Below are 16,036 nucleotides of genomic sequence, written 5' to 3'. Positions count from 1 at the left end.
TAATAAACTCCATTCGTTTTTTTAGAGGGAAACGCTCAACTCATCTATGCTTTTTATAAAGGAGTCGAAATAATGATCCATAAAATATTGTAACTCACAACAGTCCATTGTGTCAATATTTTTGCGTATATATTGGGCGGCGGATTCAAATTCAGGGTTTCCGCGCGAAAGCTCCAGACGGCATTTTATATATGCGCAGAGCTTATCGGCCGCTTTAATTATAATATGCTCTTCAGCCCCAGGATTGGTGAGTGCGAGATAATACGGCCTGCTGAGGTCGTCAAGGAGCGACAGCATTGAGGATTCCGCCGTCTTTTCTATTTTTTTATACGCGGTTTTTATATCGTCGTTGAAATACTTTACAGGTGTCGGAAGGTCTCCGGTTATTATTTCGCTGACATCATGGAACATTGCGGAGGTCGCGATCTTCTCGGGATCGTATTGCTTTGAAAACCGGGTATTCCCGATAACGGCGAGCGCATGAGCGACGAAAGCGCATTCGAGGGAATGCTCGGCAAGGTTTTCAGAGCGCGTATTATACATCAGTCCCCAGCGCTTAATGTTTTTCATACGGAAAAGCAGCGCCAAAAAATTCCCTTCGTCCATCTGAGCCTCCGGGCAAAAATTTCTTCAATATATTCTATCACAAACAAGAAAGGATTTCAAGATTAAAGGTGAAAAATGTTGAATGGTCAATGATGGATGGCATATTAAACAATAGTTTATACTGAAATATAATTGATTTATAAACTCTTATGTGATATACTTTTATAAATAGTGTCATTAAGAATTTACGGCAAAATGTAATTAAATATGATATTTATAAGACTTTATAAAGACTGTTTTAAAAATTAGGAAGGCATTATATGAATGGAGAAATGTATCAAATATCTTGTATAACCGCAGCAGCTAAGCATGCTCTTCAAAATAAAACAGATATATTATATATACCAGAAAAATATATAAACAAGATTAAATTTCGTTTTTTGTTTTTAAAGAGAATTTTAAAGATGAAATCCCCTGTTTTTTACAATCTATCAGACTGGTATGCGCATAATGTAAAAAATGGATTAAAAGACATCAAACTTGTTATGCCAATTTTTGTTGGACATCGAGAAATTCTAGGATTTTCTAATACGACAAAAGCTTCTATTGCGTGTTTTTATGAGAATTATGCAGTTAAATACTTTACTGCCTATTGGAAGTTTGATTCAGCCAAACAAGTATGGAATGTTTATTATACAGAAAATACATGGTCTAAAGCACCAATTGAAAAGTTGTACTTTTCAAACAATAAAGATTCATTTCTTAAGGTGCTTACAGAAATTAAAGCATTAGCTGTGCAACTTGAATGTAATTTTTTTGCGGATGTTTTTGATAGCGCCCAAAATATCTTACTCGGTAGCAAGGAATATACAGATACAAAATATAATTTTTCGCTTCCTATAATACCTGAAGAAAATCTTCACCTTTTTGAAGCTGCAAGTATGGCTGATGTATTTGGAGCTATGGGTTCATGGAATGATAGCCCTCGCTATATAGCACACGAAAAGGGGTTGGACACAGAATACGAAGAATTATCCGATAAATTATTAGAAAATATTAGACATGCTATTTTGTATGCAATAAATGAATGGTGAGTTAAAAAGAGCTGTAGTAAAGCAGCTTTTTTAGCATATGCGAATTATAAAAAAGGTCAAGGGGAATCGCCCCTTGACCTTTAATCGATTTTACGTTATTTTTTCTTTTTCACAGCCAGCGTCACGCCGATTCCGACCAACGCGACCACTACGACGCCGATAATAATATAAAACCATACGGGAATGCCGTTGTTCTGAGAATCAGGGGTTTCTGGATTTTCAATCACAATAACATCCGAATTTTCCTTGGTGTCAGTCAAGGTGAGCTTCGGGTAAAGCTGTTCTTTGGTTCTTGATTTTGAGAGAGTGCGGATTGTGACGAGATGATCAGAGGTTTTCGCACCGTCCGGGGATGTCGCCGTCAGCATAAGCTCATATGCGCCGAGAGTGGTTGTTACTCCGGTAAAATAAATCGCATTGTCCTTGATTTCAAAGCTCTTTGCGTCGCCGTAATTCTGCTTTATTGAATATGTATAAGCAGGCAGCTTGTAAAGAGCGTCAATCGATTCGCTGATCGCGAAGATGTTTGCGACGAAGTCTCCCGCTTTCGCGTCGTTCTTAAGATCGTGCGAAAGAGTCAGATTCGTTATATCCGATTTTTCATTTTGATACAGGAAGTCAAGCTCCGCACCGGATGCGCTTTCGTATGAAAGCGGCAGTGTGAAGGTATATCCCGGCTTTATGTCATAATTATAGCCCTTTGATATGTCTGTGCTGATATAGCTTCTTATCAATGTCACGTCGCCGATATCGAGAATGTAATTATTCCCGCTTTTTTCTGCGCCGAGTATCTTATAGCTGGCGTTACGGCTGCCGTCGTTTTGTATATATATATAACGTCCGGTCAGCTCGCTTGCTTCGATATCCTTGTCAAATGAAACGGTTATGGAGTTTGACTCGGAGATTTCCTTTGTAAAATCCACGACCTTTCCGGTATATTCGGCGGTAAGCTCTTTTTTGTCCATAAGCACGGCGTCGTTGGCATATGTCACGACTTTGCCGCCGCGCATACTGTATACGCCAAAGAAGCCCTTGAATTCAAACAGTCCGTCGACATTATATACGGCGTCCTTGTTATAGGAATAGACGATATAATCTACACGGCCGTTCTTGAACGTGACCTTCACGGCACGTACGTCGTTTGAAGATACCTCTTTCCCGCCTGAGGTGACGGGAACGATTTCGCTCTTTTCAATATAGCTCGTTTTTGAATAGGGCTCGATTACCGAAACGAAAAGCGTATCGTTTTTAGATTCGTTCGCGAGTACATAGTCGAGCTGGCTGGGATTGCCGTCTTTATTGCGCGGAGGAATACCGTTTGCGAGGACAACGCTGTCAAAGCTGCCGAGCATGGTGAGCTTCAGGTGGACATCGTCCGCCGTGGCGGTCGAGCGTGTATCCACAAGGCTCCAGTCAAAGCTGACAGTCTTGTCGGGATCTGAATCAGTGCGGACGTTCTTGAGCCACTGATATCCGCTCATGGAAGAGCCGGCTCCGAAAACGCCGCTTTTTGACAGAAGCGTTCCGATGTAATCACCCGCGTCGTTTGTCTGAGCGGTGAATTCAAGTCCTTCTGTCACGACATTGGAGGATTCGCCGGGATGGAAGCTGTATGTATGCTTGTTTCCTCCGACAACGCGGAATAGATCAACCGCGTACGAGATGTTGTCGTCATAACGAATCAGAGCCGATGTCCTATTATAGACGCTTGCGGCGGAATATGCTTTTTTGGATGCGTCAACATTGATCAGCTTTACAAAATCGCTGTCATCGTAATGCTTTGGCTGTGCGGCGATAAGCCCATCCTGCATTCCGGTATCGTTGACGATAACTGTGTTATGGCTGACGGTGTTCCGCACCCAGTATAACCGATGCGGTGTGTCATCGCAGAATTCGGGATAACCCAATTCAGGCATCAGGTCCATATCAAACGCGTACAGACCGATATTCAAGGTATCGAGATGCCCGTGACCGCTGTTGCGCCCGTAATACATATAAAGAGAGGTTTCGTCATTGCCTGAGTCGGACACTGATGAGGAAGCGCCGGATTTTATAACGGTCAGCCCGGTTATAATGAGCTTGCCGAGATTGTCTGCGCTGTTGGGTACGAAGGATATTACATGATATCCTTTGGTCAGATTGATTGTTTTCTTAAAGTATATCTTTGATTCGCTGTCAGATTCACCCGGGAAAGGAACCTTAAGCTGCAGGATTCTGCCGTCGACGTATGTGTCGTATGTTCCCGCTCCGGCGACCTTCTCGGAGCTTATCAATATATCATAAACGGCGGTTACATTGTTTAATATAAATCCTACTGAAAGGGTATCGTTTACGGAAGCGGGAGTAAATTCGATTTTTGTGTCGTTTTTTACGACATTGCTCATTGCTTTTAATCCGATTACGGCAATTTCATCGATTTTATACTGCTTTGTCTTTGAGTAATCAGTATCACCTCTTTCAACAGCATTATTTATGTTGCGCAGAGCGGTAAAGCCGTAGCCGGTGAGATTGACGCTTGAAAAGGTCAGCGGACCGGCGGTCTTGACGACATCAGTTATTTCTTTTTCAATATCGTTTGGATTGCTGTCCCAGATATCAAGGTGAATGCCGCTTATATTACCACCGTAAACCCAATACAGGATCTGCGCGTAAATCGGCTCGCGGTAAACCTTATAGGCATCGAGAATATAGCTGCTGTATACATATTTACCGTGAGAAGCGGTTGAACCGGTGTCGCCTATGTTTGGTGTGAAATTATCTCCCAGCACAAGCGGAAGCATTGCCGCGAACATCTTTTTAAATTTGACATTTTCAAAAAGATCATAGCTTATATCGGTTCCGTTAATTTTGTATCCCCGAAGCATGTCGGCCGCCTCAAGGTAGCTGCCGAGCCATAAGCTGTTATATCCGGGAGATGATTCATCCCCCATGCCGTCACGGTCGATATCATTTATAAATGTCGCGCTTATATTTAGCCCCGTTGTAATCGAGCTCGACGGTTTAAAAGCGAAATCAAGCCATTCCTTTGAAAGAACAGGATCATCGAGGACAACAGCCGCAAGAATAAGCACACGCTGGTGCATGCCGTTGTTGCCGTAAATATTCTGTTTCTTGACTTCGGGAAAGATCTGTTTCACAATGCCGTTTTCAATATTGACCATTATATCCTTGTATCCGGCTATTTTGCCGTTGGACTTGGATTTGATGAAATCAAGTGCCTCTTCGCTCATATTCGGAAACGCGTCAAAAAGAGCGTCGTAGGCATAGATGAATTTGTCCACAAGCCCCGGCTCCCATATGCTGCCGATAATTTTTCCGTGATCGCCTCCGCTGTGACGGAAGCCGTCCGCCCATTTCTGGTCAAGAAGATTATACGAAGGATAAAGATCAGCTATCCTGTTGAGGAGCACTATCGCGGCATCGGCGTATTTCTGTTCGCCGGAATAGAGATAGGCGTTATAAAAGCTGTTTAGCATGTTGGTGATGATACCGCCGTGCCATACCGCCCAGTGAACATAATAAGCGATGAAGAAATATTTTTCTCCGTTCGGAGCTATATAGCCGTTTCCGTCGTCAACGCCCCATTTTTCTCCCTTTTCAGGATAAAGTGTATTTACCAGAAGGCTTTTATCGGCGTCTGCCTGATGAAAAATACCATTTTCGTCGAGCCCGGATTTATAATACGCTCCAAAGTCGTTCGTCGGAAATTTCATTCCGCAGCTCGGACAGGTGACCTTCCAGGGATCGTTTATGACATCGTATGTATACGGATAGTTTCCGTATTTATCGATATCGAGTCCGCAGTTGAGACAGCCCTTCGGTTGATTTACCGCGTAAGAACGATGAATCTCCTGGCTCGGTACATAATCCCATATTTCTGAATATGTAAAGCCAATATATTTATCGGCTTCTGCCTTCGCGGAGCTCAGAATGGATGAAGCCCATGAAATTTCGGCTGCGTTTTTACGCGCATTAGCCACCTTTTCAGTTGTAAAATAAGTGGCTCTTTTTTTAAGCGGCTCCGCTGACTCCGCTGAAGCCGCAATAATACCGGCCGGCAGCAGCGGCAGCAGCATAACGGCCGCGAGGGTCGCGGATATTGCCGCTTTTAACACTGTTTGTATATATTTTCGCATTTCGTTTACCTTTCCGTATAGATTGTATGTATTGTTCGATAAAATGACAAAATTAATTGTATCATCTGCGCATGCGTGTGTCAACATTTATTTGATATAACTTGTAAATATAACTGTAAAGGAGTATAGCTTTTCATGCCGCATCCCTGCAAAATATACAGAAAAGATTGCTTCTATTTCATGATGTTTTGCTTTGTTTCGTGTATGGACATACGGAACAAAGCATCATATAATGTACGGTAAAAAAAATTTATAGTAAATTTATAAAAAAAGTGAAAACAGGGATTGACTGAAAGCAATATTTGATGTATAACTTGCTCGTGAAAGTACGATTGAAACCGTATATATACAGCGGCTTTGCGGACGGGGGATCGTCTGCCGCGGCAAAAATTATTTAAATATTCCCCCGAGAAACGGACATTTGAAATGGAAGAAAATACTTCCGAAGTTCCTCTCCTCCCTGACGGGAAAAAGGTAGGTATAATTTGTAATCTTAAAAAGGGAGGCGTGGTATCGACCGCCGACGAGGAAGCCGAATATGACAACCCCGAAACGGTTTACGCTATCCGTTCCGCTTTGATCGGACACGGAATAGAAGCCGTTGTATGCGAGGCGGACACAAGCCTTCCTGAAACGTTGAAAAAACAAAATATCGGGTTCGCTTTCAACATCGCGGAAGGAAAATGCGGCAGAGGCCGTGAAGCGCAGATCCCCGCGCTTCTGAATATGTATTCAATACCCTTTACCGGTTCCGACGAGACCACGCTTTGCGTCGCGCTTGATAAGGCACTTACGAAACGCGTTCTGAGCACCTACGGCATAAAGACGCCGAAATACGCGGTCGTCTATGGAAAGATGCCCCGTGTTAAGCTTAAATATCCCGTAATCGTAAAACCCAACGCTGAGGGCAGCGGAAAAGGAATATCCGATGTCAGCATCGTCGGGTCCGACGCCGAACTGAAAGCCTTGTGTGAAAAAAATATCGCGCTTTACGGCGGTGAAATGCTTGCCGAGGAATTCATCTCCGGACGGGAATTTACCGTCGGCGTGCTCGGTAACGGCAAAAATACTCGCGTGTTCAGACCGATGGAAATCGTGTTTGACAGATCGCGCACAGGTGATTTCAACGTATACAGTTATAAAGTAAAGCAAAACTACAAGGAATATGTAGAGTACGAATGTCCATCCTCTCTTGACAAGAAGACAGAGGATAAGATGATGAAGATCGCGGCCAAGGTATATGCCTCTCTCGGATGCCGCGATATGTCGAGAATGGATTTCCGGCTTTCTGAAGACGGAGAGATATTCTTCATCGAGATCAATCCGCTTCCCGGTCTCGCTCCGGGATACAGCGATTTTCCCATGCTCTGTGAATTCTGCGGCATGGATTATGACACGCTTATTTACGAAATCTTTCTTGCGGCCGCAAAGAGATATGGCTTTGTAGGGGAGGCGCGCAGATAATGGACAAAAAGCTCATTGACTACGCCGAAAAATTCCCCGGTTGGTACGACTGGAAATGGCAGTTCTCACACAGAATCACGACCGTAGAGGGATTGACTAAATATTTTGTTCTTTCAGAAGATGAAAAGAATGATATATCGAAATGTCTTAAAAGCTTCCGCATGGCGATAACGCCGTATTATGCTTCTCTGATGGATAAAAATGACCCGAATGATCCGGTCAGAAAACAGGCTGTGCCTTCAATTGAAGAAACATACCCGTGCGATACCGATCTTGCCGATCCATTGAATGAGGACGGCGACAGCCCCGTACCGCATATCGTGCACAGATATCCGGACAGAGTGCTGTTCCTCGTCACGCTTAAATGTTCGATGTACTGCCGTCACTGCACCCGCCGCCGCACGGTCGGTGAGGAAGACCGCATAATCACCGAAAAAGAGCTTAACCGCGCCGTTGAATACATCAGAGAGCATAAGGAAATACGCGACGTTTTGATTTCAGGCGGAGACCCACTTGTTATGAGCGATGAAAAGCTTGAGCATATTATTTCCGCCGTCCGTTCCGTCGATCATGTAGAGATTGTCCGCATCGGTACGCGCGTTCCCGTCGTAATGCCGATGAGGATTACGCCGGAGCTGCTCGCAATGCTCAAAAAATATCAGCCCATCTGGATCAACACGCATTTCAATCATCCTAATGAAATCACCGCGGATTCCCGCCGGGCATGCGAAGCGATTGTCGACGCCGGCATCCCGCTCGGAAATCAGAGCGTCTTGCTACGCGGAATCAACGACAATGCCGAAACGATGAAAACTCTGCTACTAGGTCTTGTGAAAATGCGCGTACGCCCGTATTATCTGTACCAATGCGACCTGAGCTGCGGAATTTCTCATTTCCGTACAAGCGTACAGTGCGGAATTGACATAATTCACGCCCTGACAGGCAATATATCGGGTTATGCCGTTCCGAAATTTGTTATTGACGCCCCCGGCGGTGGAGGAAAAGTGCCGATAAATTACAATTACGTAAAAGAATTTTCGGATAATGAAACGGTAATGGAAAATTACCGCGGCGATATTTTCAGGTATCCCGCCGGGAAAAAGAGCAGGTAAGCATCAAAATCATTAATATAATAAAGCTAATGCAGGGGCGGTATTTACCGCTCCGTTTTTATATTTATGAAAATTGCTATACCCGAGATTTACGTGCTGAACGTTTTTTGCTAAATATGTAATTTACAAATATGCGACAAATTTTATATAAAAAGTGAATTAGGGGTTGAATTATTTTACGAAATTGATATAATTGAAATTAATGGGAATCATGAGTTGCAGGTGTATGTTATTATTTATGGAGGGTTGCATAAGTTGTTTAGTAAGATTTAATTGAAAGCTTCAACCGACAGTAAGGCGAAAAATAAGAGTTATTTAGAGAGATTAAAATGAAAAAATATGAACAATTAGTGGGACTACTACCAATAATTTATCCTGTATTTTATATAAAGAAAGATAGAGCCGGTAATGAATTTATATTTCTTGATGAAGGCAGACAACAAGAAAATATTTTAATTGAAATTTCAGATAAAACACAATGTGAAGCTGTAGAAAACCATTTTCATTTGTTCGATAGAGTAAGCAAAGAAAACAAAGTGGCGGTCAAAAAAATATGTGTTTCAATTGCTAAAAATTTGCTTCAAACTTTAACACAGACTTTCCCCGATAAAAAGTTTATTGTTTACTTACAGATAAATAATAATGATTCAATAATACGCTTTCATCAAATATGGAATGAAGAACCGCTTTATTTTGATGTAAAGCAACTTAGAAATAAAGACGGAACAGAAATATTTGAATATAAATATGAACCAGGCCCTACATAATAATAATCGGGAGGTTATTATAAGTTTTAATGCTGCGATGTATAGGAAAACGTTCAACTGCGCCTCATTGTGTAGATTTGCTTTCGAATGAATATTCATAAGAAATCTACAAAAGAAAATATACAAAATATTATTCTACAAGATTTATGGCATATGATGAGAAAACTACGCTTAAAAGAGAGTTATAACTATGCTAAATGACGTTATATCAAGAAATTATGCTGCTTTGGATGCAATTGACGAACACGAAGTCTATCAAGCCCAAACCCTGTTTAGAGAAAATGCAAAAAGATCCCCATGTTTCATGACTATAAATAATTTAGGCGTATTTCATATTTTCGAAGGCTTATTAAAATCTGACAATAGCGGTCATGGCGCAACGAAGTTAGGGATAAGCTATCTCAAAAAAGCAGAGAATTATCAAAAGTCAAATCTTACTTTGCTTGCATATGGATTTGCAAACTTTGAAACAAAACAATATGGAGATGCATACGAGAGATTCAAACAAGCTTGCGAACTTAAGGAAGATTATAACACCGTGTATAACTGCGGGACATCCATTTATATGACCGGTTCTTACCACGACGCTGCAATTTGGTTTAATAAAGCATTAAGCCTATGTAGCAGCGATGATTATTATGATACATTCATATCATATCTGTTTTCGTTGCTTTATAGCAACAAGAAGGAATTTCTTTCAACATATAAAAAATTGCTTACTATGAATTATGAAAATATGGAGTGGGAAAAATTCATTTTTTCATATTTTGCTGATGATTTGCATCTGACTGAAAACCTGATTGAACCAGTGTTGAAGAATTACTGTGTCGGCCATATTGAAATGTCAATTATCTTCGATTGTTTATATAAGTTCGGTAAAGGAGAGAAGTCGATAGAATACTTACAGAAATTAGTGGAGTATTTCGAGGGATTTGAGTATAATACCCAGCCTGAAATTAGCCATATAAAAAGAGCGTTCGCTCAAGCTGACTATCGAATAAAGTTAATCACCGAATATAGGCATAGTATATCTATTATAAAACAATGCTGTTATTATGGTTGTAAAAACCACAATCCACTGTAATTGGAATCAAGAATTTAAAGCGATTATGATAATATTAGCATTCAACAGAATGTTTGTAATTCCCAAAGAAAATTCCACTGTGGATTTTACTTTGGGAATAAACATGTCTATAAATTTCATAAAATTTACTTGACATTTAACCGTATATGTGCTATCATCTTTGAGCACGGAAAAATGTCAAATGAATATTGCGGAATTGTGTAATGGTAGCACGACAGACTCTGACTCTGTTTGTCTGGGTTCAAATCCTAGTTCCGCAGCCAAAAAGAGTAATCATCTATTGATAGAATGCTTCTATCGGTAGATGTTTTCTTTTTATTTAAAAACACCGATGTAATTTCGCAAGCAAAGTCAAGAAATTTAATTTCTTTTTGTTATAATGAATGCGGGAGGTGAAAACCTGATGGACACAAATTCAAATCCGAGCCAAGAGAAAATCGATGCCGTAACGCGTATGCAGCATTATATTTCCGAGCATATACAGGAACCAATTACGCAATATAAGCTTGCGCAGGCAGCCGGATATTCCGAATACTATGCCGCGAGAATATTCAAAGAATTAACCGGAAAACCGCCTTTTGAATATATCAGACGGCTTCGGCTTTCGCAGTCCGCGATTGTTTTGCGTAATGGAAAAGCCAAGATCATTGATGTGGCATTTGATTATGTTTTTGACTCGCATGAAGGATTCACAAGAGCTTTTACAAAGGAGTTCGGCATATCTCCGAAGGAATATTCGAATAACCCCAAGCCGTTAAGGCTCTTTATGCCGTCAAATTTAAACGATTTTTACCTTCTTAAAAATAACAGAAATGAGGGAAAGCTTATGAGCCAAACATCGAATGCTATTTTTGTTCAGATTGTCGATCGCCCGGCAAGAAAAGTAATTATGAAACGAGGGAAAACAGCCACCCACTACTTTGAATTCTGTGAAGAGGTCGGCTGTGATATATGGGGCATATTGTGCGGTATAAAAGGCGCGCTTTATGAGCCTGTTGGCATGTGGATGCCGAAAAACCTTCGTCCGGAAGGAACCTCGTTTTATACGCAGGGCGTTGAAGTACCGCTTGATTGGCAAGGTGAAATTCCCAAAGGTTTTGAAACGATTGAGCTTCCGCCCTGTAAAATGTTGATTTTTCAAGGTGCGTCATATGAAGATGAAAAATTCAATGAGGCCATTAATGATTTATGGAAACAAACCGAAAATTATAACCCCGAAATTTATGGTTTTACCTGGGACGATGAAATTGCCCCAAAGTTCCAGCTTGCTCCAATGGGCTATCGCGGTTATATTGAGGGCAGACCTGTAAAAGAGCTGAATAAATAATGATCAGCAATAATCCGCAAGCAAAGATTAAATCTGCTTGCGGATTATATGTTTTTATGGTAATATAATACAAGAGAATTATTATTACGCAATGATACTAATTATACGAGTTGTTTTAATAATCCAACAGGTAAAGAATTTATAATGAGAGGTAAAGAGATGATAAAAACCTTATCAATAGCTTTTGCTTTGCTCCTTATAATGTCATTGAGTTCCTGTAATTATAGAGATATCACCGCTGACATACAAAATTCAACGGAAGACAACGAAAAAATTACGACTGCGATTGAAGAAAGTGATTATTTAGATTGTACAAATACTGTTGAAAGTGATAATATAATCCCATCGGAGGAAGAAATTAAACAGGCATATATGTCTGCCACAGAAGCAAGCTTTTGGTTTTATATAAATGCTTTACCTACCGATCGAAATATTTCAGCCGAATATAACGGCGAACCGGATTATTATAGAGTTACAGAATTTGAAAACCTATCGGAGCTTAAAAAAGCTCTTGAATTATTGTTCAGTAATGAAGTTATTGATTCTTTCTTAAATAGAAATATCTATGTTGAAATAAACGGATATTTATATACTCTTGATATGGGGAGAGGAACAGATCCGGCAAAGGGAAAAGAAATATATTCGTTTAAGCATGTCAGCCCGATTAAAATTATTCTTAATGTTGATGTTGAGATTCGTGATATGGATTCGGATTTTAAAGTTATTGGATCAAAGAGATATGAATTCCCTTATGAATATAAAAACGGAAAATGGGTGTTTACGGATTTTCCGATAATTTACTGATAAATGTTTATAGGAGTTATTTAAGATGACAGAATATATGAAATTTCTTAGAAAGCATATTGGACACGCTCCCGCTATTCAATGCGGTGCAAGTGTTATTGTTGAAAATGAGAATGGTGATATTCTTTTACAATTACGAAAAGATAATAATTGTTGGGGATATGCAGGGGGAGCTGTAGAAATTGGTGAATCAACTGAAGAAACAGCAAAAAGAGAACTTTATGAAGAAACAGGATTAATTGCTGATGAAATAGAGCTATTTTCTGTTTTTTCGGGTAAAGAATTGCATTATGTTTATCCCAATGGTGACGAAGTTTTTAATATTGATATTGTATATATATGTAAAAAGTATCATGGAACAATAAATATTGAAAACGATGAAGTAAATAATTTGATGTTCTTCTCTATTGATAACCTTCCGGATAAAATTTCTTCGCCTGTTATTATGCCAATAAAAAAATATATTGAAATACGAACAAAATTAATATAATAACACATATCTACTTAAAATAATCCGCAAGCAAAGATTTAATCAGCTTGCGGATTATATGTTTTTATGGAACCCTGTATTACCCTTGTCTGGATATTACATTATATTCCCCGGCGGGAGCCTCGAAGATTAAGCCGTTTTTATTCGCAAGTCCCGATATCGGAATAAAATCCGTATCCGGCAGCGGAATGGAGTTGATCGTAACTTTACTTTCATCGGTTACGCCGACAAGATCAAATCTAACAGGAACCGGCGTGGAAAGGCGATAGCAAACAGCATTGTTTTCGATTGACCATTCCGCGTTGATTTTTCCATGAGGAGAATTAAACGATGCCTGTACAAAGCTCATTCTCATCTGCCCTTCAGGTATTTTCTCTGCCGGGCGCAGATCCGGACGGGGGCAGTAAACGAGCTTTTTAAAACCCGGTTCATCTTCACACGGAGATATGCCCGCCATAAAAGCGAACATCCATTCTCCTACCGCTCCGTATGCGTAGTGATTAAAGGAATTCATGCTCACATCCCCGAAGCCGCTTTTAAGCGTATATGAGTTCCATCTTTCCCAAACCGTCGTCGCGCCCTGCCGGACGCTGTAAAGCCATGAAGGGCACTCCGTCTGCATCAGCAGAGAATATGCTTCGTCATCAAGACCGTTTTCGCTAAGCGTCATGTTCAGTATTCCTGTGCCGACAAATCCGGTCGAAAGCACATACTTGTTTTCGGCAATTTTTTTCTTCAGCATTTTTACAGCCTTCCCATTTTCGGAGTTGTCAAGAAGGCCGCATTTGATTGCCAGCAGATATGAAGTCTGTGTTTTAACGCTCAGTTCACCGCCGGAAAAGTATTTATTATAAAATTCGGATCTCAGTGTTGAAAACAAAGATGAATAATGTTCTTTTCTCAGGGCGTAAAAATCGCGCGCTTCGCAGTTATCGGCTTTTTCGGAAAGAACGGAGCACATTTTTGACATAAGCAGCGTGTCATATGCGTACATGCAGTCGGCTATATAGCGCTTGTCTGTCTTCTCAAAACACAACCAGTCGCCGTAAGCGGTTCTCGGTCCCTTCGGTTCAAGCGAGGCGAGCAGTGACATATATTTTTCCATTGATGCAAAGCATTCGGAGATAACAGTTTCGTCACCGTAAAAAATATACATCTTATACGGAATAATTATCCCGGCATCTCCCCAAGCTGCGTTTGCTTCGTTTCCGCTATTCGTGAAAACACGCGGGTTTACATCACAGTATCCGCCTTCTTCACTCTGGGAATCACGCATATCGCGCAACCATTTTCGGAGGAAGCTCAGCACATTCGCATTATAGGCGGCTGCTCCGCAAAACATCTGCGTGTCCCCTGTCCATCCGAGACGCTCGTCTCTTTGAGGGCAGTCGGTCGGAATTGACAAATAATTACCGCGCTGTCCCCAAAGGATATTCGAATATAGCCTGTTGATTTCACCGTTGGAGGTCACGAGAGAAGAGACCTCACGCGTGTCGCTGCCGAGGACTTCTCCGATTAAAGTTTCTATATATATGTCGTCACTGCATTCGATTTCGATATATCTGAAGCCGAAAAAGGTATGGGTAGGGAAATATTCTTCACCGTTATCATTACCGGAAGCGATATAGACCGCTTTTGCAAGTGCTGAACGGTAATTTTCAACATATATGCTGCCTTTGGGTCCGTCGTTTCCTCTTGAACGCATGCCGGTATCGTTCAGCAATTCTCCGAAATAAAATATTACTTCTGTTCCTCTGCGGGCATGCAGCTTTATTCGCGGTCGCCCGACAATATTCTGGCCGAAATCAATAAGCAGCGTTTGAAAAGGGAAAAGCGAAACCGTTTCGCATCCGCTTCCCGTACGAGCGCAGACAGTATTGATTTCACCGAAATCTGTTCCGTTATCTTTCGTCCCTGAATAGCATATCGCGCTCAATGGTTTCTTTGATAAAGCCGGACGGGCAGTTATTCTCGGATATTCATCGCTGTTATTTAACGCGCCCGTATACGGCTCGATAAGCTTTGCGGGCGTCCAATCTATATTTGACGCCATTCCTCCCGGCGCAATTCTGGCATCATAATATTCTCCGTCCCAGATATCAGCTGTCAACACAGGCCCGGCAATCGCAGCAAGCCATCCTGAGGAAGTAGAAAGTGAATATTTTTCGCCGCAGGAAACGATTTCGCCGTCCGCGTAGAAGGCACATTGCTTGTTTCCGTAGAAGCCGAATGAAATTCTTCCGTTCCACCATCCGTTTGAAACGCAAGCGCAAACTGTATTTTCACCGATACATAAATACGGAACGAGGTTATATGAATAATAAAAGAGCCTTTTGCGATAATCTGTCCATCCGGGCTTTAGCTCGTCAAAGGTTTCGGAGCCGTTTTTTTCGACAGTGCCGACGCGTCTGCCGTTGACAAACAGATCAAATATGCCAAAAGCAGTTGCGGAAATAAAAGCGCTTTCGGGTATGGCAGAAATACAAATAGTTTTTTTAAACAGGTTAATACCGTTTTCGGGAAGAAGCTTTTTACTTTTTGAGTTTTTTTCTATATTGGTCCATGGATTACCGAATTTTTTTTGTTCGGATTCCGGTATTGTGATAAAGCATGAGATGTCCGGCGTGTTCATTTGTAATTCCTTTTCAGTATTAATTTATCATTGATAATATATTCGGAGCTCCGCCATGATGAGTTTTAACCTGGTTAACCGGTTTCCGTAAAATAGTAGGGCGCGGAAGATCCGCGCCCGTAAAATCAGGTTATTTGCTTTTCTTTTTCTTATGTGCGATGACTGACAAGACAGCCGCTATAACGGCAATAACCGCAACTGATCCGATTATTATCCATTTCAGATTGCCGTTATCCGGGGTCGTTTCTGGCTTATCGTCGCCCGGCTTTTCTCCGTCGGAAACCGGTTTGTCGTATACAAAATCAACATATGTTTTTCCGTCCGCGACGGTAAAGGTCATGACATTGTTTTCATCGACTGTGTACTGAGCCGTTTCTCCGTTGAGCTTGAGTCCGATGAGCTTGTATTTGAGGCTGTCGGTCGGGACGTAAAGCTTTATGGTTCCGCCCTTCGCACAGTCGATTACGCTTCCTTCGTCAGATTCGAAGGTGAAGGCCGCGGATGAAGGCGAATTGCTTTCATAAAGAGTTTTGCCGTTGTAAACAAGCGATTTTCCTTCGGTTACGACATAGCCTAAAGT

At 41.3% G+C, this 16,036-nt stretch carries 12 protein-coding genes and 1 tRNA gene; 9 read left to right on the top strand and 4 right to left on the bottom strand.

All coding sequences use genetic code 11. The annotated features are described in order from the left end of the window. Nucleotides 1-21: 21 nt before the first annotated feature. The gene (gene yfbR / locus VB118_10370; GenBank protein ID MEA4833001.1) at nt 22-606 is read right to left on the bottom strand and encodes a 5'-deoxynucleotidase; all 585 of its coding nucleotides are present in this window, start codon (nt 604-606) and stop codon (nt 22-24) included. Between the two features lie 260 nt (nt 607-866). Here yfbR and VB118_10365 point away from each other — a divergent pair, with 260 nt between their 5' ends. After that, nucleotides 867-1,640, top strand: coding sequence for a hypothetical protein (locus tag VB118_10365; protein MEA4833000.1), 774 nt, complete (start codon nt 867-869; stop codon nt 1,638-1,640). A gap of 95 nt (nt 1,641-1,735) precedes the next feature. On the opposite strand, the gene VB118_10360 is transcribed toward VB118_10365, so the two are convergent. After that, entirely contained in the window at nt 1,736-5,776 is a 4,041-nt protein-coding gene (locus VB118_10360) for a heparinase II/III family protein (GenBank protein MEA4832999.1), read from the bottom strand. Nucleotides 5,777-6,202: 426 nt separating this feature from the next. Between VB118_10360 and VB118_10355 the strand changes: the two genes are divergently transcribed. The 8 genes from VB118_10355 (at nt 6,203) to VB118_10320 (ending at nt 12,824) form a co-directional block, all read left to right on the top strand. Next, nucleotides 6,203-7,240 (top strand): ATP-grasp domain-containing protein, encoded by a 1,038-nt coding sequence (locus VB118_10355; GenBank protein MEA4832998.1) that lies wholly within the window; start codon nt 6,203-6,205, stop codon nt 7,238-7,240. Next, a complete protein-coding gene (ablA, locus tag VB118_10350; protein MEA4832997.1) occupies nt 7,240-8,352 on the top strand; it encodes a lysine 2,3-aminomutase in 1,113 nt (370 codons plus the stop codon). The genes VB118_10355 and ablA overlap by 1 nt, the downstream gene beginning before the upstream one ends. Before the next feature lie 329 nt (nt 8,353-8,681). After that, nucleotides 8,682-9,119, top strand: coding sequence for a hypothetical protein (locus tag VB118_10345; GenBank protein ID MEA4832996.1), 438 nt, complete (start codon nt 8,682-8,684; stop codon nt 9,117-9,119). A 190-nt stretch (nt 9,120-9,309) separates the two neighbouring features. Continuing rightward, nucleotides 9,310-10,203, top strand: coding sequence for a hypothetical protein (locus VB118_10340; GenBank protein ID MEA4832995.1), 894 nt, complete (start codon nt 9,310-9,312; stop codon nt 10,201-10,203). Nucleotides 10,204-10,392: 189 nt separating this feature from the next. Continuing rightward, nucleotides 10,393-10,466 (top strand) — tRNA-Gln (locus VB118_10335). A gap of 140 nt (nt 10,467-10,606) precedes the next feature. Then, entirely contained in the window at nt 10,607-11,530 is a 924-nt protein-coding gene (locus tag VB118_10330) for an AraC family transcriptional regulator (GenBank protein ID MEA4832994.1), read from the top strand. Nucleotides 11,531-11,689: 159 nt separating this feature from the next. Continuing rightward, nucleotides 11,690-12,334 (top strand): hypothetical protein, encoded by a 645-nt coding sequence (locus VB118_10325; protein MEA4832993.1) that lies wholly within the window; start codon nt 11,690-11,692, stop codon nt 12,332-12,334. Between the two features lie 25 nt (nt 12,335-12,359). Next, nucleotides 12,360-12,824 (top strand): NUDIX hydrolase, encoded by a 465-nt coding sequence (locus VB118_10320; GenBank protein ID MEA4832992.1) that lies wholly within the window; start codon nt 12,360-12,362, stop codon nt 12,822-12,824. Between the two features lie 79 nt (nt 12,825-12,903). Here VB118_10320 and VB118_10315 read toward each other — a convergent pair whose 3' ends face one another. Both VB118_10315 and VB118_10310 read right to left on the bottom strand, forming a co-directional pair. Then, nucleotides 12,904-15,456, bottom strand: coding sequence for a family 78 glycoside hydrolase catalytic domain (locus VB118_10315; protein MEA4832991.1), 2,553 nt, complete (start codon nt 15,454-15,456; stop codon nt 12,904-12,906). 130 nt (nt 15,457-15,586) lie between these two features. After that, nucleotides 15,587-16,036 (bottom strand): hypothetical protein (locus VB118_10310; protein ID MEA4832990.1); only part of this gene is annotated, 450 nt, incomplete at its 5' end.

The sequence above is a fragment of the Oscillospiraceae bacterium genome, from assembly GCA_034925865.1.
In the GTDB taxonomy this organism is placed as follows: domain Bacteria; phylum Bacillota; class Clostridia; order Oscillospirales; family SIG627; genus SIG704.
The sequence above is the reverse complement of the archived record's forward strand: the minus strand, read 5'-3'. Positions and strand labels throughout refer to the sequence as shown.